The 24563-nt window shown below is 64.0% G+C and carries 22 protein-coding genes and 1 pseudogene; 14 read left to right on the plus strand and 9 right to left on the minus strand.

The genetic code is table 11. The features are described 5' to 3' along the window. Positions 1 to 130 precede the first annotated feature (130 nt). From wecB to MRUB_RS14020, 3 genes and pseudogenes are all read left to right on the plus strand, one after another. Positions 131 to 1282, plus strand: coding sequence for a non-hydrolyzing UDP-N-acetylglucosamine 2-epimerase (gene wecB, locus MRUB_RS14010; RefSeq protein ID WP_013015033.1), 1152 nt, complete (start codon positions 131 to 133; stop codon positions 1280 to 1282). Next, a pseudogene (locus MRUB_RS14015) lies at positions 1279 to 1823 on the plus strand (peptidylprolyl isomerase). The gene wecB and the pseudogene MRUB_RS14015 overlap by 4 nt, the downstream one beginning before the upstream one ends. A 26-nt stretch (positions 1824 to 1849) precedes the next feature. Continuing rightward, entirely contained in the window at positions 1850 to 2680 is an 831-nt protein-coding gene (locus tag MRUB_RS14020) for an alpha/beta hydrolase (RefSeq protein ID WP_013015035.1), read from the plus strand. A 5-nt stretch (positions 2681 to 2685) separates the two neighbouring features. Here the strand turns inward: MRUB_RS14020 and MRUB_RS14025 are convergent, their stop codons facing one another. The 8 genes from MRUB_RS14025 to MRUB_RS14060 form a co-directional block, all read right to left on the minus strand. After that, positions 2686 to 3894 carry an extracellular solute-binding protein gene (locus MRUB_RS14025; RefSeq protein WP_013015036.1) on the minus strand — a complete coding sequence of 403 codons (1209 nt, stop codon included), beginning with the start codon at positions 3892 to 3894 and terminating at the stop codon, positions 2686 to 2688. A 60-nt stretch (positions 3895 to 3954) separates the two neighbouring features. Further along, positions 3955 to 4746 (minus strand): SDR family NAD(P)-dependent oxidoreductase, encoded by a 792-nt coding sequence (locus MRUB_RS14030; RefSeq protein WP_013015037.1) that lies wholly within the window; start codon positions 4744 to 4746, stop codon positions 3955 to 3957. Between the two features lie 10 nt (positions 4747 to 4756). Continuing rightward, entirely contained in the window at positions 4757 to 5614 is an 858-nt protein-coding gene (locus MRUB_RS14035; RefSeq protein WP_013015038.1) for an ABC transporter permease, read from the minus strand. Next, positions 5607 to 6554 (minus strand): ABC transporter permease, encoded by a 948-nt coding sequence (locus tag MRUB_RS14040; protein ID WP_013015039.1) that lies wholly within the window; start codon positions 6552 to 6554, stop codon positions 5607 to 5609. Before MRUB_RS14040 ends, MRUB_RS14035 begins: the two co-directional genes overlap by 8 nt. 75 nt (positions 6555 to 6629) lie before the next feature. Next, on the minus strand, positions 6630 to 8129 hold the full coding sequence (locus tag MRUB_RS14045) for an ABC transporter substrate-binding protein (protein ID WP_013015040.1): 1500 nt from the start codon (positions 8127 to 8129) through the stop codon (positions 6630 to 6632). Positions 8130 to 8330: 201 nt separating this feature from the next. Continuing rightward, positions 8331 to 9524, minus strand: a complete 1194-nt coding sequence (locus MRUB_RS14050) for a M20 family metallopeptidase (RefSeq protein ID WP_013015041.1) — start codon at positions 9522 to 9524, stop codon at positions 8331 to 8333. 28 nt (positions 9525 to 9552) lie between these two features. Continuing rightward, positions 9553 to 10548: a P1 family peptidase gene (locus MRUB_RS14055; protein WP_013015042.1), complete on the minus strand. Its 996-nt coding sequence runs from the start codon at positions 10546 to 10548 to the stop codon at positions 9553 to 9555. A gap of 34 nt (positions 10549 to 10582) precedes the next feature. Further along, positions 10583 to 10795, minus strand: coding sequence for a CDGSH iron-sulfur domain-containing protein (locus tag MRUB_RS14060; protein ID WP_013015043.1), 213 nt, complete (start codon positions 10793 to 10795; stop codon positions 10583 to 10585). Between the two features lie 123 nt (positions 10796 to 10918). Between MRUB_RS14060 and MRUB_RS14065 the strand changes: the two genes are divergently transcribed. Together MRUB_RS14065 and MRUB_RS14070 are read left to right on the plus strand one after the other, a co-directional pair. Beyond that, entirely contained in the window at positions 10919 to 12769 is a 1851-nt protein-coding gene (locus tag MRUB_RS14065) for a phosphoenolpyruvate carboxykinase (GTP) (RefSeq protein ID WP_013015044.1), read from the plus strand. A 65-nt stretch (positions 12770 to 12834) separates the two neighbouring features. Then, complete coding sequence (locus MRUB_RS14070) at positions 12835 to 13245, plus strand: acyl-CoA thioesterase (protein WP_015586664.1); 411 nt, start codon at positions 12835 to 12837, stop codon at positions 13243 to 13245. Between the two features lie 15 nt (positions 13246 to 13260). Here the strand turns inward: MRUB_RS14070 and MRUB_RS14075 are convergent, their stop codons facing one another. Further along, positions 13261 to 14598 carry a hypothetical protein gene (locus MRUB_RS14075; protein ID WP_013015046.1) on the minus strand — a complete coding sequence of 446 codons (1338 nt, stop codon included), beginning with the start codon at positions 14596 to 14598 and terminating at the stop codon, positions 13261 to 13263. Positions 14599 to 14782: 184 nt separating this feature from the next. On the opposite strand from MRUB_RS14075, the gene MRUB_RS14080 reads away from it, so the two are divergent. From MRUB_RS14080 to MRUB_RS14120, 9 genes are all read left to right on the plus strand, one after another. Beyond that, entirely contained in the window at positions 14783 to 17035 is a 2253-nt protein-coding gene (locus MRUB_RS14080) for a RelA/SpoT family protein (RefSeq protein WP_013015047.1), read from the plus strand. A gap of 11 nt (positions 17036 to 17046) precedes the next feature. Next, on the plus strand, positions 17047 to 17694 hold the full coding sequence (locus MRUB_RS14085) for a DUF92 domain-containing protein (protein ID WP_013015048.1): 648 nt from the start codon (positions 17047 to 17049) through the stop codon (positions 17692 to 17694). Between the two features lie 168 nt (positions 17695 to 17862). Then, a complete protein-coding gene (locus tag MRUB_RS14090) occupies positions 17863 to 18222 on the plus strand; it encodes a hypothetical protein (protein ID WP_013015049.1) in 360 nt (119 codons plus the stop codon). Next, positions 18219 to 18893, plus strand: coding sequence for a response regulator transcription factor (locus MRUB_RS14095; RefSeq protein ID WP_013015050.1), 675 nt, complete (start codon positions 18219 to 18221; stop codon positions 18891 to 18893). The genes MRUB_RS14090 and MRUB_RS14095 overlap by 4 nt, the downstream gene beginning before the upstream one ends. A gap of 26 nt (positions 18894 to 18919) precedes the next feature. Continuing rightward, the gene (locus MRUB_RS14100) at positions 18920 to 20281 is read left to right on the plus strand and encodes a sensor histidine kinase (protein ID WP_013015051.1); all 1362 of its coding nucleotides are present in this window, start codon (positions 18920 to 18922) and stop codon (positions 20279 to 20281) included. A gap of 42 nt (positions 20282 to 20323) precedes the next feature. Next, complete coding sequence (locus tag MRUB_RS14105; protein WP_013015052.1) at positions 20324 to 21106, plus strand: DeoR/GlpR family DNA-binding transcription regulator; 783 nt, start codon at positions 20324 to 20326, stop codon at positions 21104 to 21106. 172 nt (positions 21107 to 21278) lie between these two features. After that, positions 21279 to 22571: an ABC transporter substrate-binding protein gene (locus MRUB_RS14110; RefSeq protein WP_013015053.1), complete on the plus strand. Its 1293-nt coding sequence runs from the start codon at positions 21279 to 21281 to the stop codon at positions 22569 to 22571. 110 nt (positions 22572 to 22681) lie between these two features. Beyond that, positions 22682 to 23521: a carbohydrate ABC transporter permease gene (locus tag MRUB_RS14115; protein ID WP_013015054.1), complete on the plus strand. Its 840-nt coding sequence runs from the start codon at positions 22682 to 22684 to the stop codon at positions 23519 to 23521. After that, a complete protein-coding gene (locus MRUB_RS14120) occupies positions 23518 to 24528 on the plus strand; it encodes a carbohydrate ABC transporter permease (RefSeq protein ID WP_013015055.1) in 1011 nt (336 codons plus the stop codon). Before MRUB_RS14115 ends, MRUB_RS14120 begins: the two co-directional genes overlap by 4 nt. Positions 24529 to 24563 lie beyond the last annotated feature (35 nt).

Genomic DNA, 24563 nt, shown 5'->3' on the forward strand with positions numbered 1-24563 from the left:
TACTATGGTGCGATAGGATGGTCTTTCTATCAGATTTTCCAAAAAACTGCAGAACGCACGGTTCAATTACGGCAAAGCCCCAGTTTCTTCACACCCTCATACGGCAAAACCTCGCTGCGCAGGAGGGCCTGTGAAGCGGGTGGTGCTGGCCTTTGGAACCCGGCCGGAGGCCATCAAGATGGCCCCGGTCATCTTCGCCATGCGCAAACAAACCGGCATCGAGAGTGTGGTGCTTTCAACCGGGCAGCACCGCACCCAGCTCGAGGACGCCCTGCGGGTGTTTGGCATCGAGCCCGACGCCGATCTACAGGTAATGACCGACCGCCAGACCCTCCCCGACCTGATGGGGCGCATCGTACCGGCGGCGGCCGCCAAGCTCAGGGAACTTCGCGCCGATTATGTGATGGTGCACGGCGATACCCTGACCACTTTTGCCGTAACCCTGGCGGCTTTCTTCGAGCAGATTCCAGTAGCGCACGTGGAGGCCGGGCTGCGCAGCTTTAATATGCTCGAGCCCTTCCCCGAGGAGGCCAACCGCCGTCTGACCGACGTGCTCACCGACCTGGATCTGCCCCCCACCCATACCTCCAGGGCCAACCTCCTGCGCGAGGGCAAACCCGCCCAGAACATCATCGTAACCGGCCAGACCGAGGTGGATGCGGTGCTCTATGCCAGCGAGCGCGGCACACCACCACCGCTACCCAAGGACAAGCGCATCGTGACCGTAACCATGCACCGCCGCGAAAACCTCCCCTTTATGCACGAGCTGGCCTCGGCCCTGGCGCGGGTGGCTCGAGCGCACCCCGAGTGTCATTTTGTATACCCCGTGCATCTCAACCCGGCGGTGCGGGAGGCGGTCTACCCAGTGCTGCAACAGGTGCCCAACTTCACGCTGCTCGAGCCCCTGGAGTTTGGGGCCATGGCCGGTTTAATGAAGCGCTCCACCCTGCTTGTAACCGACTCCGGTGGGGTTCAGGAGAGCGGGGCCACCCTGGGGGTGCCGGTGGTGGTGTTGCGCAACGTGACCGAGCGGCCCGAGGGGCTCGAGGTGGGGGCCCTCAAGCTGGCTGGAACCGACCCCGAGCAGGTGTTTGCCACCATCGACACCCTGCTCTCGGATGAGACTGCCCTAGAGGCCATGCGCCACCGCCCCAACCCGTATGGCGACGGCCAGGCCGGGGAGCGCTGCGCCCAGGGCGTGGCCTGGCGCCTGGGCCTGGCGGAACGCCCGGCCGACTGGGAAGGATACCCCGTTTCCAGCAAAGGAGCCGCCCACCTATGAATCCAAGAAACCCACAGGTTTCGATCCAGACCGAGCTAGGTGAGATCGTCCTCGAGCTTTTCTCCGCCCAGGCCCCCCGCACGGTAGCCAACTTCCTGCGCTATGTGGACGAGCATCGCTACCGGGGCGCAACCTTTTACCGCACCGTGCGCATGGACAACCAGGCCCAGAGCCCCATCAAGATCGAGGTGATTCAGGGTGGGCTGGGCATGGGCGAACACCCGGCCAAGCTGCCGCCCATCACGCTGGAGACCACCGCCCAGACCGGGCTTCGGCACCAAAACGGTACGGTCTCGATGGCCCGCCTCGAGCCCAACTCGGCCCAGTCCGAATTTTCATCTGCATTGGCGACCAGCCCGAGCTCGACCACGGTGGCCGGCGCAACCCCGATGGCCTGGGGTTTGCCGCCTTTGGCCGGGTGGTGCGGGGCATGGAGGTGGTTCACCGCATCCATCAACGGCCCGCGGGGGGCGAGACCCCACCCGTTCAGGGGCAGTGGCTGCTGGAGCCTGTTAGAATTTTTTCGGTCAATCGCGTATAGTAAATACACTTTGGGTTGACTAGGCTATGCGCACCGGTGAAGGTTATTTTTCAGGCGCGTTTGGGGCAAGGTTATTCTATCGGTGCTGGCGGCCCGAAGAACCCAGAGCAGTTTTGGTGATCATTCACGGGTTTGGTGAGCACAGCGGGCGCTACACCGACCTGGCAACCCACCTGGCGTCTCGAGGCTTCGCAGTATATGCCTTCGATCTGCGGGGGCACGGCTGCTCACCCGGTCAGCGCGGGCACGTTGATACCTGGCGTGATTACTGGTACGACCTGGCGTTTTTTCGCAATGTGGTTGAGAGCTACGAACGCCAGACACCCCTGTTCATCTACGGCCACAGCATGGGCAGTCTGGTGGTGCTGGACTACCTGACCTATCAGACATCAGGCTTGCAAGGCGCCATCCTGAGCGGGGTGCTGCTCGAGCCCGGCAAGGTGGCCAACCCCCTGCTGGCAGGGATTGCACACCTGCTTTCCAGGTACCACCCTACCTTCTCGCTCCGGCTGGGACTCGATGCGCGCGCCCTTTCCCGCGATCCGGGGGTGGTCGAGGCCTACCGCAAAGACCCACTGGTGCACAATCAGGCCAGCGCCCGCTGGGGTAGCGAGGTGCTCAAGACCATTGCTTCGGTCAAGGCCCAGATCAAAAACATTCGCGACCCCTTGCTCATCCTGCACGGCGAGGCCGATACCATCAACCGTGTAGAGGGCGCGCGCTGGCTATTCCGCGAGGCCGCTTCCATCGACAAAGAGCTCCGCGTCTACCCCGAAGGCTATCACGAGCCCCACAACGACCTGCAAAAAGAACAGGTGCTGCACGATATAACCGACTGGCTCCAGCGGCACCTATAAAGGCATCAGCGGCGTTCCACTGTCAGGGCTTTGCGCTGGGCCTCTTCCAGGGCCTGGCGGGGGTTGGCGCCGCCCTTCAAAACGCGTTCGAGGGCCTCTTCCAGGAAGCCGTACCACAGGGTTACCTCGGGGTCTTGCGCCCAGAGCGCGGCCTGCTCGAGGCCCCCCAGCACCACCCGGCGGCGGGGGTCTTCGCGGTAGAAGTCCTCCAGCAAAGGCTGGGCCGAACGACGCAGGGGCAGGCAGTAGGTGGCCTTGACCCACTCGGCTATGTTGGCCGGCTCCATCCAGTAGCGCCACAGCGCCACCGCCCCGCGGGCCTGGGCCTCGCTGGCCCCGCGCAGCACCATCAGGTTGCCCCCGGCCAGCGGCAGCTTTCCGTCGGGGGTGCGGGGCAGCGGGGCCACCCCCAGCCGGAAAGGAATGGGGGTGCGCTTTTCCAGGGTGGGCCAGACGGTGATGGGGGCCACCCCCATAAACACCTTGGTGCGCACAAAATCCACCATGGCAAAGGGGGCCTCGGCGATGTTGCGGCTCACCGCGTAGCCCGAGCGCACCAGGTTCTGCAGGTACTCGAGGCTCTGCACCACCTTGGCATCGGTAAAGTTGGGCCGGCCTTCGCGCACCAGTTGCCCGCCCCGGCTCATCACCACCGCATTAAAGCTGTACACATCGCTCACCACGATAAAACCCTTGGCCGAGCGGGTGGTGAGCTGCTGGGCCGCCGCGGCCAGGGCCTCCCAGCTTGAGGGGGGGTTGAGACGGCGGCTGGCTAGCTGGTCGGCGTTGTAAAACAGCACCGGCAGGTGCAGCTCCACCGGCAGGGCATAGGTTCGGCCCCGCCAGCGCCCGGCCTCGAGCAGCCCCGGATAAAAGTCGCCCGGCAAAGCCCCAAGGTACTCGTCCAGCGGCAGGGCCAGGTTTTCCTGCACCGCCCGGCTCACAAACGAAACCTCGCCGTAGTAGAGCGGGGGCGCATTGCCAGCGCGAATGGCCGCGGTGAGTTTAATACCCCCTTCGCGCAGATCGCCCACATACTGTGGCAGCACACGGTAGTCGCGCTGCCGGCTGTTGAAGTCGGCCACAATTTTTTCCAGGGCCTCCCGTGCTGGGGGCTCGAGGGTGTGCCAAAAGGCAATGTCCACAGGTCGTTGGGCGTAAGCAGCGCCGCCCAGCAACAACAGCAAAAGGAAGGCTCGGAACGCAGCGTTCACGGGCCAAGTTTAGGGCATCTTTCTGAACAATCGCTGAAGGCTTCCGGCAACCTCGGCTGGCTATAACGGCGGATCAAACCGCCCATCAATGGCCGTCCAGCCCCCATCCACAAACAGAATGGTGCCGGTGATGTAGGAAGCCGCCGGCGAAGCCAGAAAAACCACCGCTGCTGCCACCTCCTCGGGGCGGCCCCAGCGCCGCAGGATGTTGCGCTCGGCGTAGGCCTGATACCAGTCGGGCTTGCCCTTGATGGGGGCGGTGAGGGGGGTATCAATCACCCCAGGGGCAATCGCATTGGCCCGCACCCCCCTGGGGCCGAGCTCCACGGCCAGGCCCCGGATGAGCTGCACCGTCCCAGCCTTGGTCATGGCGTAGACCGACTGCCCCGGCTCCACCACCAGCGAGCGGATGGAGGAAAATGCCACGAGCGAGCCCCCGCCCTGCTCGGCCATGACCCGGCCCGCTTCGGTGAGCAGGTTGAAGGTGCCTTTGAGGTTGAGGTTCACCACCCGGTCGAACTCCTCGCCGGTATAGTTCAAAGCAGGCTTGCGCACGTTGATGCTGGGCGTGGTCACGGCCACATCGAGCCGCCCGTGGCGTTCCAAAATGCCCTTAATCAGACCCTTGACCGCCTCGAGGTCGGTGATGTCCACCGGGCTGGCCTCGGCCCGGTCCCCATTGGCCTCAATCCGGCCGGCGGTTTCAGCGGCCAGCTCGGCCTGCGCATCCGCCACCACCACGGCGGCCCCCTGGGCCGCCAGGGCCTCGCAGGAGGCCTGTCCAATCCCCGAGCCGCCTCCTACCACCAACGCCACCTTGCCATCCAGCCGGAACATCTCTGCGTAGTTCATGGTTCCCCCCTTAGCTCCTTTTCCTGGGGTCGAGGTAGTCCCGCAACCCGTCGCCCAGCAGGTTGAAGCCCAGCACCGCCAGGCCAATGGCCAGACCGGGAAAAATGACCGGGTACGGTGTCAGCTCCTGGTAGCTCTGCGCCTCGCGCAGCATCCGGCCCCAACTGGGGTTGGGGGGCTGGGTGCCCAGGCCCAGGTACGAAAGCGCGGCTTCGGCCAGAATTGCCACGGCAAAGGCCAGGCTGGCCTGCACCACCAAAGGCCCGATGATGTTGGGCAGGACATGCTTCAGCATGATGCGCCCATGGCCCATGCCCAGGGCCCTGGCCGCCTCGATGTAGGGCAGGGCCTTGACCGACAACACCCCGGCCCGGGCCACCCGGGCAAAGGCTGGCACCGCGGCCAGGCCAATCGCCACCATCGAGGTGGTTACGCCGGGGTTGAAGATGGCCGCCAGCAAGAGGGCGATGAGCAGGGCCGGAAGGGCGTAGAGGGCCTCGAGCAGCACCGACAGAATCTGGTCGAGCCAGCCCCCAAAGTACCCCGCCAGCACCCCCAGCAGAAGCCCTGCCGTCAACCCAATGCCCACCGCCACCAGGCCCACGTAGAGCGCATTCTGGGCCCCGGCCAGCACCCTTGCCAGGGTGTCCCGTCCCAGGATATCGGTGCCGAGGGGATGCCCTGGGGAAAAGATGGGGGCCAGGCGGTTGGGGGTGGTGGCGTTGGGGTCGGTGGGGTTGAGCGCGCTGGCCAGCACCATCAGCAGTATGAGCAAAATCAGGAAGGCCCCCACCCTGAGGGCGATGGGCAGCCGGGCCCACCCCGAGGGTTTTTTGAACGGTTTGGCCGGTACAGCCCGATCAGGCATAACTCACCCTTGGGTCGAGCAACCCATACAACAAGTCCACCAACAGGTTCATCAGCACGATAAAGGCCGCAATCACCAGCACCACCCCCTGCACCAACGGGTAGTCGCGGGCGCTGATGGCGGTAAGCGAGAGCGAGCCCAGGCCGGGAATCCCAAAGACCGTCTCCACCACCACCGTGGCGATGAGCAGGCTGGCGAACTCGAGCCCCAGCACCGTGACCACCGGCAGGGCTGCGTTGCGCAGGGCGTGCTTGTACAGCACCACCCGCTCGGTCAGCCCCTTGGCCCGGGCGGTGCGGATAAAGTCCTGCGAGAGCACCTCGAGCACGCTCCCCCGCACCAGCCGCACCAGAAACGAGGCGCTGGCCAGCGCCACGGTGAGCACCGGCAGCACCAGGGCCGCCAGCGCGCGCTCCGGGTTCTCCCAGCCCCCGATAGGAAAACTGGTGGGCAGGGGCAGCCTGAGCCAGACGATGAAGATGTAGATGAACATCAGCCCCACCCAGAACGAGGGCAGCACGATGCCCAGCAACGAGGCCACCGAGACCCCCAGGTCGATGGGGCTGCCAGCCTTGCGGGCCGCCAGGATGCCCATGGGCACGGCCAGGATGGTCGCCAGCAGCAGCGAAGCTACCACGATGGGCAGGGTGATGCCCAGCCGGGCCACAATCAGCTCCGAGATGGGCTGCTCATAGCGGATGGACTGGCCCAGGTCGCCCCGCAGCACCCCGCCCAGCCAGCTTATGTAGCGCTCGAGCGGCGGTTTATCCAGGCCTAGCCGGGCCTCGAGGGCCTCGAGGTCGGCGGGCGTGGCCTCAATCCCCAGAATGGCCTGGGCCGGGTTGCCGGGAATCAGCAGCAACGCCCCAAACACCAGCAGCGTCGCCAGCCACAGAGTGACGAGGGCCAAGCCAAGGCGACGAAGCGTGTAGGCGAACATAGTCAGAGATCAAGGGTCGAGGGTCTCGAGCCGAAACGCCCTTGACACTCGACCCTCAAGGCCCACGTTAGCTAGCTACTGCCGTACCCACACCTCGGCCACGCTGATGCCCGGTGACAAGAAGCCATCCGGCCAGTTCTGCACACGGGCCCGGTAGGCGCCCAGGGCGGGCAGGCTCATAGTCCAGACCCCCGCGGCATCCTCAGCCAGCAGGCGCTGGGCTGCTGCCAGGGCCTCGCAGGCCTTGGTCTGGTTGGGGGCCCGCAGGTACTGGGTGAAGAGCTGCTGGAAGCGCGGGTTGTTATAACGCCAGTAGTAACGGGGGTTGGCGTAGTTGCCAATGTCGTTGGCCTCCACGTGCCCGATGATGGTCATGGCGTAGTCGGCCTGCGAGAAAACCCGCTGGATCCAGGTGTTGAAGTCAGTGACCTGGATGGTCACTTGCAGCGGCCCCAGCCTGTTGAGCTGGGCCACCATGGCCTCGCCGATGCGGCGCTCGTAGGGGAACTCGGCGGCCAGGTTGAAGGTAAAGCGCAGGGGGTTCTGGTTGGTGAAACCGGCCTCGGCCAAGAGACGGCGGGCCTCGTCGGGGTTGTAGGCGTTGAAGTTGCTCAAATCTACGTAGCAGGCCTCACCCGGCGAGCGCATGGAGCCGATCTTGGTTCCATAGCCCAGCATGGCCCCCTGGATCAGCTCGTCCTTGTTGGTCGCCAGGGTGATGGCCCGGCGCACCCGCACGTCGTTGAAGGGGGGGCGGCTGTTGTTGAAACCGGCCACCGCTTCGGCCGTCCCGGAGCCCGAGAACACCTTGAAGTTGCTATCGCGCGAAAGCACCACCGCGTTCTCGGGCAGCAGGCTGTAGGCGATCACGTCCAGGTCGCCGGCCCGCAGACCGGCCAGTTGGGCATCCCCATCGCCCAGGAAGCGGAAGTTGACCCGATCCAGGTAGGGCAGGCCCTGCACGTAGTAGTTGGGGTTGCGCTCGAGCCGCACCGCCACCCCCCGCTCCCAGGCCGCAAAGCGGAAGGGGCCGGTGCCAATGGGCTGCACCCGTTGCTCGGCCAGGGGGCGCTGCCGGGGGCCAATCAGCGACTCGGGGCGCGACAGGATGAAGAGGAAGTCGTTATTGGGCTGGCGCAGGCTAAACACCACCGTGTTGGGGTTGGGGCTGGTGATGTTGGCAATGTCGCGGTACAGGTCGGGGCGCAGGTGGCCCGAGGCCCGGGTATCGGGGTTGCGGGCCCGGTTGAACTTAGCCAGCACGTCCTGGGCGGTAAAGTCGGAGCCGTCGTGGAACTTCACGCCCTGGCGCAGGGTAAAGGTGTAGGTCAGGCCCGAGTTGGAAACCACCCAGCGCGTAGCCAGCGAGGGCACGATCTCACCCTTGGGGTTGCGCTTGACCAGACCCTGCAGCACGTTGTCGTAGACCACGCGGGAGATGTCCGCCCCGGCCACCTGGGTCGGATCCCAGGCCGCGGGCTCGGTCTGGATGGCGATGGTGAGGCTACCACCGCGCTGCTGGGCCCAGGCCAGCCCAACAAGAGCCAGGACACCGATGAGCAACCAACGTTTCATCTCGATTCCTCCTTGGATTGTTGTGGGAATGTCGCGATTTATGGCCGCGTCGCGCGGGTGAACCCGGTATCTCGAGTTTCACCATGCTAGGTCGGGTTTTCTCCACCCTTCCTATCCGAAAAAAGCCTACCCGATACGCTTTTTTCGGCCTCGCTCGCAAAGAGACAATACCACAATTTCCCCCCAAGGAAAAAGCCTGCCCTACCCGGCCAGCATCAGCACCCCCACGGCGGCATACAGCCGGGCTGCGGCCAGCAGTTCTTCAATCTCTATGTACTCGTCGGCCTGATGGGGCATGGTTTTACCGCCCGGCCCCAGGGTTACGATGGGCAGCCCGGCCCAAGCCCGCAAAAAAGTACCGTCGGTGGCCCCCGGCACCCCCCCATACCGGATGGGCATCTGCAAAAGCTGCAAGCCCTGTTCCACCGCCTGCACCAGCGCAGCATCGCGCGGGGTCTCGGTGGCGGGGCGGTCTTCGAAGACCTCGAGGCGCGCGCTGACCCCAGCCTCCAGACTCTCTTCCAGGGCCTGCCGAAGCCGGGCCTCGAGAACCCGGTGATCCTGTCCGGGGTTGGTGCGGATGTCCAGCCCCACCCGCGCCCGATCGGGTATCACGTTGAACTGCCCCTCCCCGGCCCCCGCCTGGAAGACCGTCGGGGTAATCCAGGGCAGGCCCAGGTACTCGTGCTGGCTTTCCGCCTGCAAGGCCGCCTGCAGCCTGCCCAGCTCGGTTACGAATCTGGAGGCTGCCAGGATGGGGTTGGCCCCGGCATAGGGCATGGCCCCGTGGGCCATCTTCCCCTGAAAGTGCACCCAGACCCGCATGGCCCCTTTTTGCCACAGGCAGACCTGGTTTTCCTCCGGCTCGCAGATGACAGCCCCGGCGAAGCCCTCGGCATAACCCGCGCGTATAAACGCCTTGATGCCGATCATCAGGCCCTCTTCGTCGCAGGGAATGCACAGCCGCAGGGTTTTCTGGGGCGGGCCCAGCACCTTTTGCACCGCCACCGCCGCGCAGATGGCCGCAGCCAGCCCGCCTTTCATGTCACAGGCCCCGCGCCCGTAAATTTTGCCGTCCACAATTCGGGCCTCGTAGGGGGGAATCGTCCATTGATCCAGACTGCCGTGCGTGACCACATCGGTATGGCCTTCCAGAATGAGCCCCCCTTTGCCCTGCCCCAGGTCGGCGATCAGGTTGGGGCGGCCCGGCGCCACCCTCTGCACGGTGGTCTTGAAACCGCGCTCGCGCAGGTAGGGCTCCAGGAAATCCACCACCGGCTGCTCCCCCGGCCCCGGATAGTAGCTTGCAATGCGAACCAGGGCCCGGGTCAGGCGCACCAGTTCGTCGGTGTCTACAGCCTGGGCCGCGCTTTGGGCCAGTTGCTCCTTATCCATATTCAGCCCACCCTCATGGTTGGGGTCTTCAGCGATCGTATAAGTCCCGGTAGGCAACCAGCCCGCCCACCGAGTAAGCATGCAGCACCCCATGCACCAGGGCCCGGGCGAACACATCGGCGGCCACCGCGCCAATCCGGCTGAGTTCAGCGGGGCCGTTAATCTCTACCTCGCCGGTGGCTAGGCAGAAGATGACATCGCCGTCGAACATGGTGTGGGCCGGGAAAACCGCTCGAGCGATGCCGTCGTGGGCCATCTGGGCTACCTTCTGGGCCTGGGCTTTGCTCAGCCTGGCGTTGGTGGCTACGCAGCCGATTACCGTGTTGCTACGCACAAAGGCGTCGGCGAAGACCTCGGTGTAGTCCGGGGCTGACAATTGCCGGGGAGGGTGCTTGAGCTTGAACTCGCCCTCCTGCTCCAGGAAACGCGCGTAAAGCTCGCCGGTTACCGGGTCGTGGGCCCGCCCGTGGGCGTTGGCCGCCACAATGGCCCCCACCAACAGCCCGCCGGGCAGCTCGAGGCTGGCGGTGCCCACCCCCCCTTTCAGCCCCCCGTTGCGGGCGCCCGTGCCCACCCCCACCACCCCTTGCTCCACCGGCCCGCCCTTCAGGTTCTGGGCCGCCCAGTAGCCGTACTGGGCATTGGGGCGCACCGTGGCGCTGCCCACCAGCAAATCGAAAATCACCGCCGCCGGCACGATGGGCACCACGGTCTGGGTGGTGGCGTTACCCACCGGGTAGCCCTGGCCGCGCTCCTCGAGCCAGCGCATTACCCCTGAAGCGGCCTCGAGGCCATAGGCACTCCCCCCCGAGAGCACAACGGCCTGCACCCGCTCGACCAGGTTAACCGGGTTAAGCAGATCGGTTTCACGCGTGCCCGGTGCGCTACCGCGCACATCCACCCCTGCCACCGCGCCGTTTTCAGGATAGATAACCGTAACCCCTGTGAGGTGCTCGAGGTCGGTGTAGTGGCCTACCTGGATACCTGGCACATCGGTAATGGCGTTAAGAGGGCCCGGCTTCATGGACGGACTCAGCATAGCAAAAAGCCCGCCAAGGCTATTGCAGCTCTACTTCCAGCTCACCCCCCGCCGCCACAAAGCCCACCCGCTTATGGCTCCCGTCGCACAAAGGTTTGTCTTCCGAGTGGCCGCAGCGGCATAAAGCCAGCTTGGCCCGCTCGAGCACCCGCTCCTCCCCACCCAGCCGGTACCGGCTGCCCTCGGGCAGGTCAATCACCAGCGGCCCGTTCTCGCGCAAGCGAATCCGCATGTGCCCAGTTTAGGGCAGCCAAGGATCAGGGTGCTTGACCCTACACCCAGACCGGCAAGCGGCAGAAACTGACCTCGAGAGCTCGTGAAATATCTCAAAGCTACCGTTAGAGTAAAGGGGATTATGTCAAACCTCGAGTTCCCTCCTTACATCAAGAGTGAACGGGTCAAGCACTGGATCGCCGAAGCAGTCGCGCTATGCAAACCCGATGCGGTGCACTTCTGCGACGGCTCGGAAGAGGAGTACAACGCCCTGTGCGATCAGCTCGTGGAGGCCGGCACCTTCATCCGCCTCAACCCCAAGCTGCGCCCCAACAGCTTCCTGGCCCGCTCCGACCCCAGCGACGTCGCCCGGGTAGAAGACCGCACCTTCATCTGCTCCATCAACAAAGAAGACGCCGGCCCCACCAACAACTGGGTCAACCCCAAAGAAATGCACGCCACCCTGCAGAGCCTCTTCGACGGCTGCATGCGGGGGCGCACCATGTACGTGGTGCCCTTTAGCATGGGGCCGCTGGGCTCCCCCATCAGCTACATCGGCATCGAGATCACCGACTCGGCCTATGTGGTGGTCAATATGCGCATCATGACCCGCATGGGCAAGGCCGTCTACGACGTGCTGGGTGAGGATGGCGATTTCGTGCCCTGCATGCACAGCGTGGGCATGCCCCTGGAACCCGGACAGAAAGACGTGCCATGGCCCTGCAACCCCACCACCAAGTACATCGTGCACTTCCCCGAAGAGCGCAGCATCTGGAGCTACGGCTCGGGCTACGGCGGCAACGCCCTGCTGGGCAAAAAGTGCCTGGCCTTGCGGATTGCCAGTGTTATCGGGCGCGACGAGGGCTGGCTGGCCGAGCACATGCTGATTCTGGGGGTCGAAGACCCTAAAGGCCAGAAAACCTACGTAGCCGCCGCGTTCCCCAGCGCTTGCGGCAAGACCAACTTTGCCATGCTGATCCCGCCCAAGCCCTTCCAGGAAGAAGGCTGGAAAGTCACCACGGTGGGCGACGACATCGCCTGGATCAAGCCCGGCCCCGATGGGCGGCTCTATGCCATCAACCCCGAAGCCGGCTACTTTGGGGTGGCTCCGGGTACGTCCTATAGCACCAACCCCAACGCCATGGAAACCATCAAGGCCAACACCATCTTCACCAACGTGGCCCTCACCCCCGAGGGCGATGTCTGGTGGGAAGGCATGGACGGCCCACCGCCGGCCAGGGCCATCGACTGGCAGGGCAACGAGTGGACACCCGACTGTGGACGCAAAGCCGCCCACCCCAACGCCCGCTTTACCGCCCCGGCCAGCCAGAACCCCGCCATCGACCCCGAGTGGGAAAACCCCAAGGGTGTGCCCATCAAGGCCTTCATCTTTGGTGGGCGCCGGGCCACAGTAGTGCCGCTGGTTTACCAGAGCTTCAACTGGAGCTTTGGGGTGTATCTGGGCGCTACCATGGGCTCGGAGATGACCGCTGCGGCCTTCGGGCAGATCGGCGAGGTGCGCCGCGACCCCTTCGCCATGCTGCCCTTCATCGGCTATCACATGGCCAGCTACTTCAATCACTGGCTGGACATGGGCCGCCGGGTGGTAGACCCGCCCCGCATCTTCAGCGTGAACTGGTTCCGCAAGGACAAAGATGGCAACTACCTGTGGCCCGGCTACGGCGAAAATATGCGGGTGCTGAAGTGGATTGTGGATCGGGCCAACGGGCGCGGGCGCGGCACCGAATCGCCCCTGGGCTATGTGCCCCACTACGAAGACCTGGACTGGCGCGGCCTGAACTTCAGCAAGGAGCAATTCCAGGAGCTCATGGCCATCGACCGTGAGCTGTGGCTCAAGGAGATCCTCTCGCACGAGGAGCTTTTCATCAAGCTCTACGAGCGGATGCCCAAGGAGTTCCTGGCCATGCGCGAGCTGCTGATTTCCAACCTCTGGCGCTCCCCCGAACACTGGGACGTGGGCAGCTCGGAATAACACCTCCCCTTTCTGACCTCCCCTGCCCCCAGGGGGGGGTTTTTTAAGGCGCTATATTGATGAGGATGCAGCGCGCCGATTTTGGCTTCTTCCACCGCCTGCGGGTTCGCTGGGCCGAGACCGACCCGCAGGGTATCGTTTTCAACGGGCACTACCTGACCTATTTTGATGTGGCCATCACCGAGTACTGGCGGGCCCTCGGCATCCCCTACCCCAGCACGGTGGAGCGCTTTGGGCTGGATTTATTCGTGGTCAAGGCCACCGTGGAGTACCACGCCCCTGCCCACTACGATGACGAGCTGGATATCGGGGTGCGGGTCGGGCGCATCGGCAACAGCAGCATGCAGTTTGTGCTGGGTATCTTCCGGGAGGAGGCCCACCTGATTAGCGGGGAGGTCATCTATGTGGCGGCCCACCCCCAGACGCGCCAGCCCCAGACCGTGCCACAGGCCATGCGCCAACTGCTGGGGCACTGAGCTGGTTGGGTGCGGTTATTCCACTCCTTCGGCGCGCAACTCCTGGGCCAGCGACTCCCAGCCCCGGCGCCCCATCAGGGCGTAGGTGTACTCCTTGCCCAGTTCCACCCCCGGCTGGTCGAAGGCGTTGATGTTCCACAGCTCGCCCAGGAAGGCAGTCTGCCACATCAGGTGTTGTAACAGCCAGCCCAGGTGGTAGGCATCGAGTTGTTCCAGGGTGAGGGTGTAGTTGGGCTGGCCGGCCTTGGCCAGGGCGTGGGCGGTGGCTTTGGCCTCAGCATCCAGCAGCTTGAAGAAGCTCTTGCCAAAAAGGTAGTCGAGGGCCTCGAGCCCCCGCACCGCCGGAATTTCCAGATCCTCGCTGGGGTTCAGCAGGCGCACAAAATTGATGAGCTTGTCGTGCGGCCCCTCCCGGAAAAGCTGCACCTGGGCGTGCTGGTCAGTGGTGCCGATGGCTCGAACCGCGGTGGTGCCGGTGCGCACTTCCTGGCCGGCCCGATCGCGCATCTTGCCCAGCGACTCGTCGTGCAGTTGCACAAACCAGTCCGGCAGGTAGCGCAGGCGGGTGGAGTAGGGCATAAACACCACGATGTTCTGGCCTTTCTGGCTAAACAGGTGGTGCAGCAGCGCGGTCTGGGCCGGCAGGTTGTGCTCGAGGGCGGCCCGGGCCTGTTCGTTGGCCTTGCGGGCCCCGGCCAGCAGGTTTTCCAGGTCGACCTCAGCAAACGCCAGCGGCAGGGTGCCCACCGGGCAGGTCACGCTAAAACGTCCCCCCACCGCGCGCGGCACCTCGAAGGCGGGAAGGCCCTCGGCCTGGGCGTAGGGGCGCAGGACGCCTTTGGCAGGATCGGTGGTAACCACGACATGCCGCTTCCAATCCGGCCCGAGGCGATCCTCCAGCCACCGGCGGAAGGCCAGAAAGGCCGCCATGGTCTCGGCGGTGGAGCCCGACTTGGAGATAACGTTGACCAGGGTTTTATGGGGCTCGAGCTTCCGCAGCAGCTCGAGGATGGGTTCAGGTTCGACATTGTCCACAAAATGCAGCCGCACCGGGCCTTTACCCAGGGCCGCGGCCACCGCCTGGGCCCCCAGGGCCGAGCCCCCAATGCCCAGCACCACCAGATCCTCGACCCAAGCCTGGGCCTCGCGGAAGCGCAGTACCCGTCGCAGGGTCTCGGTGTCCTCGGGTACGTCAATCCAACCCAGGAACTCGGCAGGATCCGACTTACGCTGCCAGAGCGCATCGCGGGCCGCTTCCAAGCGCTGGGCATGAGCCGCCAGGGCCGAAGGCCAGTCGATGCCCTTTGGGCCAATGCGTTCGGAGAGTACGTTTGCCAGGTCTAGCCGCAGCATGCGACCAGTGTATCCTGTTCTTCAGGAATTTGTCGCAAAACCCATAACGCCCTATCCGTCGAGCCTCCCTGGCAGCACCCAGCTCGGTCGGATGAAATTGGCTAGTTGTTTGCAAGGTGCTAGACTGAGAGGCATGTCCATCTAAGGGCTGACCTGCGCAGACCCGGAACCTTGAAACCTCGATATGACCGAGCCTACCCAGCCCACCGCGGCGCCCCCATCGCCCACAACACATTCTGCAGTTGAGGCCTTGTGGCAGCGGCTCGAGCCCTATCTTCACTACCTGAACGATGCCGCCAAGGCCCAGGTGCGGGAAGCCCTCGAGTTCGCCTACCGTGCTCACGAAGGCCAGCAACGCAAGAGCGGCGAGCCCTACATCGTTCACCCGGTCGCAGTTGCGCAAATCCTGGCTGAGCTGGGCCTGGATGTCGAGACCCTGCTGGCTGGACTCCTGCACGACACCATCGAGGACACCGAGGTTCGGCCCGAGGATATTGAAGAGCGCTTTGGGGCCGCGGTACGAAAAATTGTGGAGGGCGAGACCAAGGTCTCCAAGCTCTACAAGCTGGCCCATGCCGCCCAGGAAGATAAGCACGCCGAGGGAAAGCACGCCGAGGACCTGCGCCAGATGTTTATCGCCATGGCCGAGGACGTGCGGATCATCATTGTCAAGCTGGCCGACCGGCTGCACAACCTGCGCACCCTGGAGTTTATGCCCCCCCACAAACAGCAGCGCATCGCCCGCGAAACCCTGGAGATTTATGCCCCGTTGGCGCACCGGCTGGGGATTGGGCAGGTCAAGCTCGAGCTCGAAGACCTCTCCTTCCGCTACCTCGACCCCGAGAACTACCAGGCCCTCGAGCGCCGTCTCAAAAGCCACCGGGCCGAGCGGGAAGCCGCGGTGCAAGCAGCCAAGGAAAAGCTCGAGCAGGCCCTGGCCCGCGACTTCATCCTCAAGCAGTCCATCAAAAAATTCGAGGTCACCGGCCGCACCAAACACCTGTTCTCCATCTGGAAAAAGATGGAGCGGGAGGGCAAAACCATCGAACAGATCTACGATCTGCTGGCCTTGCGGGTGATCCTGGATCCGCGCCAGGGGCCGGATCCCGAGGAAAACAGCTTGCGTGAGAAGCAGGTCTGCTATCACGTGCTGGGCCTGGTGCATGCCCTGTGGCAGCCCATCCCGGGCCGGGTCAAGGACTACATCGCGGTGCCCAAGCCCAACGGCTATCAGTCGCTGCACACCACCGTCATCGCCGTGAACGGGCTGCCGCTGGAAGTGCAGATTCGCACCAGGGAGATGCACCGGGTCGCCGAGTTTGGCGTCGCCGCCCACTGGCTCTACAAGGAGGGCGTCACCGACCCCGAAGACCTCCGTCGGCGGGTGGGCTGGCTCAAAAGCATCCAGGACTGGCAGCAGGAGTACAGCAGCTCGCGTGATTTCGTCGAGGCCGTCACCAAGGAGTTGCTGGGCGACCGGGTTTTTGTCTTTACCCCCAAGGGGAAAATTATCAACCTACCCAAGGGCTCGAGCCCGGTAGACTTCGCCTACCACATTCACACCGAGGTGGGCCATCACATGGTAGGGGCCAAGGTGAATGGGCGCATCGTGCCCCTCAGCTACGAGTTGCAAAACGGCGAGATTGTGGAGATTCTCACCGCCAAGACCGCCCACCCCTCCAAAGACTGGATCGATTACGCCAAAACCCGCTCAGCCAAGCAGAAAATCCGCATGTACTTCCGGGCTTTTGAGCGGGCCGAGACCCTGGAAAAAGGCATGCGGATGCTGGAGAAGTACTTCAAGCGGCGGGGCCTGCCCCGGCCGCTGGAAAGCCAGCTCGAGGAGGTGGGGCGCAAGCTTATCAAAAGCTCGTCGCCAGAAGATCTGTACGCTGCCATTGCAACCGGGCGGGTGGCACCCCAGCAGATTGCCCGCATCCTGGTACCCAGAACCGAATCCGCTGCCGCCAGGCCCAAGCCCGTCAAGAACACCCTGGGCATCCGCCTGGAGTCCAACCTCAACGTGCCCATTAAGCTGGCTAGCTGCTGTGAGCCCGCCAAAGGCGATACCATCCTGGGGTACATCACCCGGGGGCGGGGGGTCACGATTCACAAAGCGGGCTGCCCCAACATGCGCCGGCTGATGGAGCACGACCCCGGGCGGGTTGTGCCGGCCTACTGGGAAGGGCTGGGCCGGGTGATGCAGCTCGAGGTGCTGGCCGATGACCGGGCCGGTTTGCTGCGCGACATCATGGATGCCATTGCCTGGATGGGCAAAAGCGCCATGGGCGTAAATTCGAGCCCCACCTCGCCGCTTTCTTCCCTGTTTCGCATCAGCACCCGCATCGACTTAAGCGAGGGCGAGCAAAAAGCCCTGGATGAACGCCTGCGCAACGTGCCCAACGTGCGCTCGGTGCGTTGGTCACAGGTGTTGTAGCCGCCTGCAAGATGAGTCTTTTCCTGGCTTTGTTCATCGCCCTTGGAATCGGGCTGCTGGCCGAGCACATGGGCTGGCTCAAACCGGGGGCTTCCTGGGCCGCCGCGCTGGTAGGGGGCTTACCCTTATGGGCGGGCGGTGTCCCCGCAGCCCTGGCGGTGCTGTTCTTTGTGGCTCTGGGCAGCCTGGCCAGCCGGCTCAACTCGAGCAGCCGCGATCGTGCAGGCCGAACAGCTTCACAGGTACTGGCCAATGGACTTCCGGCTGCACTGGGACTTGTACTCGGCTCACCGACCTTTTTCCTCGCAGCGCTGGCTACCGCCACAGCCGACACCCTGGCTACTGAACTGGGTAGCCGAAGCCCGCGGGCCTGGCATTTGCTAAAAGGCCCTGTGGAAAGCGGAACCAACGCGGCCATCAGTGGGCCGGGTACCCTGGCCTTGCTCGCAGGGGCGCTTCTATTTGCCCCCTGGGCGGCCTGGCTCGAGGCACCCGTCTGGGCGGTGGTGCTGGGGGGCCTCACCGGCGCGCTGGCCGATACGCTGCTGGGGCTGGGCGAAGATCAGATTTCCTGGTGGAGCAATGACCTCACCAACCTGCTGGCCACCACCCTGGGGGGGCTGGTAGCCGTGTGGCTCGCCGGGGCCTTCGCGGCTTAAGAAATGCTAAACTTTTGAGGCTTCCATTTACACTACCATGACGGTGGATATTGCCAGCCATATTATCGGCAACGCAAAGACCTATGAAGCACCCCCTCAGCACGTATAAAATGCCCTTTACTGGAATCCCATGCACCTATTTGGGTAGGCTTGCATAGTGGTGAGACGATGCGCAGTCTTTTACTTGCCTTCGTACTAGCGCTCGCACCGCTACCCAACCTGCCCTTTATTCCGTCGGGCAGCGAAATTCGGGTGGTCTCCCCGGATTTGCTCACAGTGTACGTGGTCTGGCAAGTGGAGGAGCGCAACCTGGTTTTGCAAAGCAAGCTGCCTGCGCCCGCTAACCGCGAGGTGCGGGTGCTGTTCCGGGTAGATGGCGGCTACCGCCCACCCTACAATGGAATCACCACCCCTAGGGGGGATGTCGCCCTGGTCATTCAAGGAGAACGCGTGAGCCTTAATGAGCTCTTAACCCGCACATACCGCCTGAATCTGCCCAACGGGCGTGTCTTGCCGGAGGTACGATGAAACGTATTTTGCTGATTGAAGACGACCCCGAGATCGCACACCTCTTGCAGCTCGAGCTGGGCGAGGCCGGTTACACCGTGGACTGGGCCTCGGGAGGAATGTCGGGCCTGGTGCGCCTGCGCGAGGCCACACCGGATCTGGTCATCCTCGACCTAGGCCTACCCGATCTGGACGGCGGTGAAGTAGCCCGGCGCATTCGAGCAGGCTACGAGGTGCCCATCATCGTCCTCACCGCCGCCGATGCAGTGGAGCGCAAGGTCAGCCTGCTCTCCGACGGGGCCGACGACTACATCGTCAAGCCCTTCCACCCCGCCGAGTTGCTGGCCCGCATCCAGGTGCAGCTCCGCCACCGTGAAGGGGGTGAGCAGATCAGCGTGGGGGGCTTGGAAGTCCACCTAGCCAAGCGACAGGTGCTGTTCGAAGGCCAGGAGCTGCGCCTTTCACCTAAGGAATTCGAATTGCTGTCGCTTTTGGTGAGCCGTGCGGGCAAGGTGTTCAGCCGTCAGGAGATCGAGGAGCACCTGTGGGGAAGGCAGCTCGAGCGTGACTCCAATGTGGTCGATGTGCATATTGCCAACCTGCGCGCCAAGCTGCGCGAAGCCGGTGCTTACGGCTACCTGCGCACCGTGCGCGGGGTGGGCTATGCCCTGCGGCAGCGCGAGGCCGAGTGAGCCGGGGCCCCAGCCCCCCTTTCTCTATGTCCTTCCGCACCCGACTGATCCTGGCCTATACGATCCTGTGGGTGCTGATTCTGGTGCTGACCCTGAGCATCGCCGTCTACAGCATCAACTTCGGCCTGTATGGGCAGGTTGAACGCACCCTCCTGCGTTACGTCAACGAGGTGGCTTTGCTGTACGCCTCAGGGCGCGCTGGGGAGATCAGCCTACCCCGCTCCGGCCCCATCAATGTGAGCTTTTACAGCACAGGCGGGCAACTTCTGATAGCCCCCAGCCCCGATTTTGAGCACATAGTACCCAAACACTTTATTCGTTCGGCCAGCAACACGGCCAAGCCCTACTATGCCCCCAGCTTTATGGCGGCCTACCAGGCCATACCGGGGGCGGTGGTGGTGGTCAGCCAGGACACCCGCTACATCGAGAGCATCTCAGCCACCGTGCGCAATACCCTGATCCAGGGGATGGCTTTTCTATTGCCCTTGGGGGCTCTTTTGATTGTGCTGGCGGCCCGCCTCTCGCTCATTCCCCTGCACCGCGCGGCCTCGGAGGTGGACAAGCGCGGCCCGCGCAACCTCGAGCCCATCCACTACACCGGCCCCAAGGACGACCTGGGGGTGATGGTGGAGAAGGTCAACGACCTGCTGGGCGAGCTGCGCGAGGCCCAGGCACGCGAGCGGGCCTTCCTGGCCGAGGTATCGCACGAGCTGCGCACCCCCCTCACCTCGCTCAATGGCTACCTCGAGCGCCTCAGCCGCAACCCCGGCGATACCGAGATGCTCGAGCGCGCCCGTAAGATTGCAGCCCATACCGTCCGCATGGTGCAGGATCTCCTGGCCCTGGCCCGCGGTGAGGCCGAACGCAGCGTGAACCCACACATCATCAATCTTGGCGACCTGCTGCGGCAGGCGGTGGGCGAGTATCCGGGCGTGGTTCTCAAAATGCCCCGCGAATTTCCCGAGGTGTTAGGCGACCCCGACCGCCTGCTGCAACTGGCCCGTAACCTGATTGCCAACGCGGTGCGGGCTGCTGGAAGTCCGGAGAAAGTACAGGTGCGGGTCTGGATGGTCAAGGAGCCTACCGACAACCCCCCCGACCCCTACGAGTCCGCCGATGAGCTACGCACCACCTCCACCCCCGAGATGAAGCCCCCCAAGCAGCCCTGGGCGGCCTTTGCTGTGGTGGATCGGGGGCCGGGCATCGCCCCCGAGGTGCTCCCGCGCCTGTTCACCCGCTTCGCCCGCGGCCCCGAGGGCGGAACCGGGCTGGGGCTGGCTATCGCCAAGCAGATTGCCGAAGCCCACGGGGGCGAAATTCGCGTAGCCAGCCGGCCTGGCGAGACCCGTTTTACCGTGTTCCTGCCACTGCTGGCCGAAGAAGAGTAGTTTTTGTTTGCATCCCTTCGCAAACTTTCGTATTCTTTCGCTATGCCCTCCCTCGAAGCCACCTTCCGACATCAAGACATCCTGGAGATGCTCCGCCGGGATGGACGGGTCAAGGTACGCAAGCTGGCCCAGCATTTCGGTGTTTCTACGGTCACCATCCGCACCGACCTGGAATACCTGGAACAGCAGGGGGCGCTGCGGCGCACGCGGGGGGGCGCCGTACCCGCCGAGATCAAGCGCTTCGAGCTGCCCCTGGAGGAAACCCGCCAGGTGCACGCCAGAGAAAAAGAAAGCATCGGTAGTTACGCAGCCAGCCTGGTGCGCGACGGCGAGACAATTATTGTGGACGTGGGCAGCACCACCACCGAGCTGGCCAAAGCCCTCCCGCCCTCTTTGAAGAACGTGGTGGTCATTACCAGTGCGCTCAACATCGCCTTGCTGCTGGAGTCGCACCCCGGCGTCACCGTCATCGTCACAGGCGGTACGCTACGGCCTTTGCAGCACTCGCTGGTCAACCCCTACGGCACCCTGCTGTTGCGGGAGATCAACGCCGACAAAGCCTTTATCGGCTGCAACGGGGTGCACCCCGACAAAGGCTTCACCAACACCAACCTGCAAGAGGCCGAGATTAAGCGGGCCATGATCGAGGCCGCCCGTGAGATTATCGTGTTGGCCGACCACAGCAAGCTCATGCAGATCGCCGCCGCCCGCATCGGGCCGCTGGAAATAGCCCACCTGCTCGTCACCGACCGCAAGGCTAAAAAAGAAGACCTCGAGCTCCTGCGGCAGCGGGGGCTCGAGGTTGCGGTAGCACGGCAGCCCTAAAGCAAGGGGCTTTTTTCGAAAACTTTCGTAAGTGTTCATAACTATTGACAAGCTCCGGGCCCCACCCTTAGACTCCGCTTGAACCTTGACGGGGAAAAAGCTTCTTGCATGTCTAAATGCGGCTTTTTCATGAAGTACGGCCCCGAAAAGGCTGGTGTCTAAGGAGGGATACATGAAACGTCTACTGGTTCTAGGAACGGCCCTGGCCCTCACGCTGGCCTCGGCCCAGTCCATACAGGGGAACCCCAACCTGCGCGGCGAGATCACCGTGTGGAGCTGGGACATCGCGGCCAAAGCCCTACAGGCCAACATCCCCGGCTTCAACAAACTCTTCCCCAACGTTAAGGTCAACGTGGTGGATCTCGGCAACCAGGCCACCTACGACCGCGGCCTGGCCGGCTGTGCTGCCGGCGGGGGCGACCTGCCCGACGTCTACTCCGTTGAGAACAACGAGGCTGAGGTGTTCTGGGCCCGCTTCCCCAACTGCTTCACCGACCTCAACACCCTGCAGCCCGCCGCCTCCACCCTGCGCAACCAGTTCCCCGCCTTCAAGTGGACCGAGCTCACCGTGGGCAACAAGGTCTTCGCCATGCCCTGGGACTCTGGCCCGGTGGTCATGTTCTACCGGCGCGACATCTACAGCCAGGCGGGTGTCAACCCAGCCACCATCCGCACCTGGGACGACTTCATCGCCGCAGGCCGCCGCATCGCCCAGGCCACCAACAACCGCGTCAAGGTAGGGGTGATTGCCAACGGCCAGGACGACGAGTGGTTCCGTATGCTGGCCAACCAGAACGGCTGCTTCTACTTCAACAACGAGGCCAACGCCGTCACGGTGAACCAGCCCGGCTGTGTAACCGCGCTCGAGACCGTCAAGAAGCTGATTGACGCCGGTATCGTGATGCAAGGCGGCTGGAACGAGCAGATTCAGGCCTTCAAGGCCGGCACCGTAGCCACCAGCATGTTCGGGGCCTGGTACGAAGGCACCATCCGCTCCAACGCCCCCGAGCAGAGCGGTAAGTGGGGCGTGTACCCGATGCCCGCCTCCCGCCCCGGTGGGGTGCGCGCTGCCAACCTGGGCGGCTCAGCCCTGGCCATTCCTGCCTCCTCGCGCAACAAGGAAGCCGCCTGGGCTTTCGTCCGCTATGCCCTGGGTACTACCGAAGGCCAGGTGACCATGCTCAAGGAATTCGGCCTGGTGCCCTCGCTGCTGGCCGCCACCCGCGACCCCTACGTGGCCCAGCCTCAGCCCTACTGGGGCAACCAGCGCATCTGGCAGGTGATCCTGGGCACCCTGGGCAACGTGCCGGCGGCTCGCGGCACCCAGTTCTTCCAGGAAGCCCGCGCCATTATGGTCAAGACCCAGGCTGACTACGTCGCTGGGCGTTTCCCAAGCGCCAAGGCCGCCCTCGACGCTGCCGCCCAGCAGATCTCGCAGGCCACCGGTCTGCCCATCGCACGCTAAAACCACTTTGGGGGTGGGGGCCGCCCCACCCCCTCGCTTTTACAACAGTAGAATCGCTTTGGAGCCTCCCGTGAGGTGCAATATACCCAGACTTTTGACCTGGAGGACGCGTGAAACGTAGCGCGACCCCCTACCTTTTTCTGCTGCCCTACCTGGCAATTTTCGCTTTGTTCTGGGCCTGGCCCATCCTCGAGTCGCTGCTTTTGTCGTTCCAGAACACCCGGGTCTCCCCCCCGGTTTGGAACCTGAGCATCAACTGGGGCCGCATCCTGGGCGATGCTGCCTTTTGGGACGCCCTGCGCAACACAGTTTTGATTCTGGTAATCCAGGTGCCCCTGATGCTGGCCCTGGCTACCGCGCTGGCCGTTGCGCTGAACTCGCAACTGCTGCGGGCCAAGGGCTTTTTTCGCTTTGCTTTCTTTGCGCCGGTGGTGGTGGGGGCGGTGGCCTACTCGGCGGTGTTCCGCCTGCTTTTTAACCAGAACGGCGCCGTGAACGCCGCTTTAGGCACCCAGATTAACTGGATTTTCGACCCCGTGGGGGCCATGGCGGTCATCATCATCACCCTGACCTGGCGCTGGACCGGCTACAACGCCATCATCATCCTGGCCGGCCTGCAAAGCATCCCCAAGGATCTCTACGAGGCCGCCGAGATAGACGGGGCTAGCCCCTGGCAGCAGTTCTGGCGCATCACCGTACCCAGCCTGCGCCCGGTTTTGCTGTTTTGTCTGGTGCTCTCCATTATCGGAACCCTGCAGCTCTTCACCGAGCCCTGGCTCATCACCAACGGCGGCCCCGGCACCGCCACCACCACCCTGGGGGTCTACCTCTACCGCCAGGGCTTCCAGAACATCAACTTCGGCTACGCCTCCACCATCGCCTACGCCATCACCCTGCTGGCGTTGGTCTTCTCCATCATCCAGCTTCGGCTGTTCGGGAGGGAATCGTGAAGCGGCGGCTCTGGTGGCGCAGCTTCTGGCTGCACCTGTTCCTGACCCCCCTGGCCCTTCTGTGGCTGGCCCCTTTGTGGCTGATGTTCGTCTTCTCGACCCACCCCGAGATCGCCATCTTCAGCACCCCCACCCCCATCCTGCCGGGCAACCAGTTTGCCGCCAACCTGCAAAGCCTGCAGGCCGACACCAACTTCCTGCGCGCTCTGTTCAACAGCGTGATGGTGGCCGGCATCTACACGGTGCTCTCGATCTTCCTGACCAGCCTGGCCGGGTATGCCTTTGCGCGTTTTGAGTTCTGGGGCAAGGGCCTGCTGTTCTCCCTGGTGATTGCCACCCTGACCATCCCCTACTTTGCGGTGGTGATCCCCCAGTTCATCCTGGTGGCCCGCGAGGCCAAAACCCTGCTGGCAATTCTGATTGGGATGGCGGTGTTTGGCGGTATCGCAGCCCTGCTGGCCTGGCTCCGCTTCTCGCCCGCGCTCGGGCGGGTGCTGTGGGTGGGGTATGCGGTGGCGGCCCTGGCCTACCTCTTCCTGGGGGTGCCGGCCCTGCGCGAGGCCATGACCTTCGACTTCCGCCTCACCAACACCTGGTGGGCGGTGATTCTGCCCTCGCTGGCCAACAGCCTGGGGGTGTTTTTCATGCGGCAGAACTTCCTGAGCCTGCCGGCAAGCCTGCTCGAGGCCGCCCGTATCGATGGGGCCGGGGAGTTCCGCATCTTCTTCCGGATCGCCGTGCCGCTGGTGCTCCCGGCCATGGCCGCCCTGGCCATCATCCTCTTTTTGGCTTCCTGGAACGACTATCTGTGGCCTTTGCTGGTGCTCTCGGATCGGGAGATGCAGACCGCCCCGGTGGCGCTGGGCTCGCTGATTGGGCTCACGCGGGTCTCGTGGGGGGGCATCATGGTGGGGGCGGTCATGACCACCCTGCCCTTCCTGGTTCTGTTCTTGTTTTTGCAGCGCTACTTTATTGCGGGCATTACCGCGGGAGGGGTGAAGGATTAACTGTGAACCCCATCCGAAGCCCATCTACCCTATGG

Source organism: Meiothermus ruber DSM 1279 (genome assembly GCF_000024425.1).
Lineage (GTDB): Bacteria > Deinococcota > Deinococci > Deinococcales > Thermaceae > Meiothermus > Meiothermus ruber.